Genomic DNA, 2510 nt, shown 5'->3' on the forward strand with positions numbered 1-2510 from the left:
CCTTCCACCTCCTCCAGTTCTTGCGGAGAGGGGATGACCTGCGCCCGGATCGGATCGGCCGGGTCGTTCCAGTCGATCAGGTCGAGATAGGCTTTGGGCGCGCGCACCTTGTGCTTCACCGCCGCGGCCTGGGCGGCTGCGCGCTCGGCTGGGGACAACGGGAGGGACGCCAGGTCGCGCACGTGCCGCACGCCGGCGCGGACGTCCGCCTGCCAGGCGGTGTCAGGGCCGACGGCGGGTGCATTGTGGAGGTTGGTGTCTGAAGTCATCAGGGTTCTCGGGGGCAGTTTCTGGCGGAGCTATCGGCCGGATGGCCATGCGGGTCAACCTTCCGGGGTGGTCGCCGCCATCAAATCCACCGCCTGCAAATCCGTAGGTATTTAGCCAAAATGGCACTATTCTGCGCAGTCTGGGCTTCAGGGAAAACGAATGGATTTCAGCACGGGCCATGGTTACCTGCTCATCGGCGGCCTCATCCTCGTCGGTACTGGGCTGCTCATCCTGTCGCTGATCGTCAATCTGCGCGTCGCCCACAGTGTGCGCGACGACGTGCGCCATCGCGAAAAGCTGCTGGAATACCACCGCAACATCTTCTCGCAGTTGGGCGTGATCCTGATCGGCATCGGCGTGTCCCTGTTCATCTTCTTTTTCCAGCAGAATTACCAAGACCAGCGCAGACGCGAAGCGGATCTTCAGCAGGTTCTGGCCAAGCTGGCGGCGCGCATCGCTCGTGGCGCTCCCCTCGTCGAGTCACTTGGCGAATTCGACGGGCTGCTGGATGACGGCGGGGCCTATATTAGTCCCGAACTTGGTGGAACCAACGCCGCCATCGGCGCGCAGGGAGCGGAGCTTGGCAAGCAGGTCCGCGAAATCCTGCTGGTTGAGCGCGACGTCGACATCCGGGACTTCGACATCCTCAACCTGTCGCGCGATTTCGAGTCGTCGTTCGTCGTCAACGAGCTCGATCCGACGCTATGGTTCGACATCGTGCGCGACGAGAGCGAGATCAAATATGCCGTCACCCAACTCACCCTCGACTACAAGGACCTGCAGGATGCGATCGGCGGCGAGCCGATCGAGGTTGCGATCGCCAATCCTGAAACCGAGCGCAAGATCAAGCACGAGGTGCTCGACATCTTCTACGATGCCGACCTCTTGCGCCAGCGCAGCAGGCGATTTCTCGGCCGTGCGTGCTGGCTCCTCAGCCACGGACGCAGCTTCGTCAGTCTTGCACCGGTCGAGGCGATCGAGGCCGATGCGAGATCACATCAGGAATGGATCGACAGGTCGAAGCCCTTGCTGGCGCAGACGAAATCGGGCAACGGCGATTGCTTCAAACTGCTCCGGTACGGCCCGGCATCCTGACTCCCGGCGGCACCGTTCGATTTGGAAGTCAGTCCCCCACACGTTGCAGCGTGCCGAGATGATTGTCGTCGAGAAAACCTACGGTCATGGCCGACGCCTTGCCGTCAGCGCCGACCACAAAACTTACGCCCGAGGGGCTGTCCGGCGTCTCCGCGTCGGGGAAGGTCAGGAAAAGGTCACCGTCGAAATGCCTCAATGAATAGGACCGGCCAGCGGCCGGGCCTACCTTGAGCACAAGGTCGTCTCCCGCTTCCGACACAATCGCGTCGCCGATGAAGTCGTTGGCGTACCGGCCGGCATAGACACTGCCCGGCCCGGCTGGCCGTGGCGGAGACGGCGGCGCGGCATAGGCGGCCTTGGCCGCCGCGACCGCCGGACCGAACAGGCCCGCATAGATATCATTCCACGCCTTGACCCAGTCCTTCTCGACGTTACCGTCGAAGACGAGATCGGCGAAGCTGTCGGACAATCCCTCCGGCAGGCCAGTCGGAAAGGCGTTGGCGACGATGACGATGCCCAGCTTCTCCTTTGGGAAGACCGTCACCAGCGTACGCGCCCCGACGCTGAAGGCGCCGGCGTGGCCCCAGCTCAGGCCGTGTCGGCCGAATTCGACGTTCCAGCCGAGGCCGTAGAACGATGCGCCGCCGGAGACGGGGTTGTTGCCGCGCGCTATCAGCGGAACATGCGTCTGGCTTAGCGCATCGGCGGCAATCAGTGTCTTGCCGGCATAAACGCCGTTGCCGAGGATGAGGCGCACCCATTGCGAGAGGTCACGAGCCGTGGAGCTGACGCCGCCGGCGGGCGCCTGCGCATCCGGATCGCGCTCTATCTTCGCGGCCCAGGCGCCATCGACCTTGACGTGAAGCGCAGCACGGTTGCTTTGCTTGACGAAGTCCGAATGACGGGAACTGGTCGAGGCCATGCCAAGCGGACGGTAGAGCTTCTCCTCGGCGACCTCCTCCCAGGGCTTTCCTGTCGGCCTCGCGGCTGCCACGGCACCCTCTGTCAATCCGAAATTGCTGTAGGCATACCCGGCGCGGAAGCTCGACGATGGTGGCACGAACCGCAGGCGATGCAGTATCTCGACGCGGTCGTAGCCAATACCTTCGAGCTCGTCTCCGGCGGTGCCCGGAAGCCCGCTGCGA

2 protein-coding genes and 1 pseudogene are annotated in these 2510 nt (G+C 63.7%); 1 reads left to right on the forward strand and 2 read right to left on the reverse strand.

Annotation, left to right across the window (positions count from 1 at the left end; all coding sequences use genetic code 11):
* Positions 1 to 269 (reverse strand): annotated as a pseudogene (locus tag EOD15_RS32655) (KamA family radical SAM protein); the annotation flags it as partial.
* A gap of 160 nt (positions 270 to 429) precedes the next feature.
* Here EOD15_RS32655 and EOD15_RS32660 point away from each other — a divergent pair.
* On the forward strand, positions 430 to 1365 hold the full coding sequence (locus EOD15_RS32660) for a hypothetical protein (protein WP_127318031.1): 936 nt from the start codon (positions 430 to 432) through the stop codon (positions 1363 to 1365).
* Positions 1366 to 1393: 28 nt separating this feature from the next.
* Here EOD15_RS32660 and EOD15_RS32665 read toward each other — a convergent pair.
* Positions 1394 to 2510: serine hydrolase (locus tag EOD15_RS32665; RefSeq protein ID WP_148129766.1), on the reverse strand; the 1117-nt coding region annotated here is incomplete at its 5' end.

It is taken from the genome of Mesorhizobium sp. M7A.T.Ca.US.000.02.2.1, assembly GCF_003996995.1.
GTDB lineage: Bacteria > Pseudomonadota > Alphaproteobacteria > Rhizobiales > Rhizobiaceae > Mesorhizobium.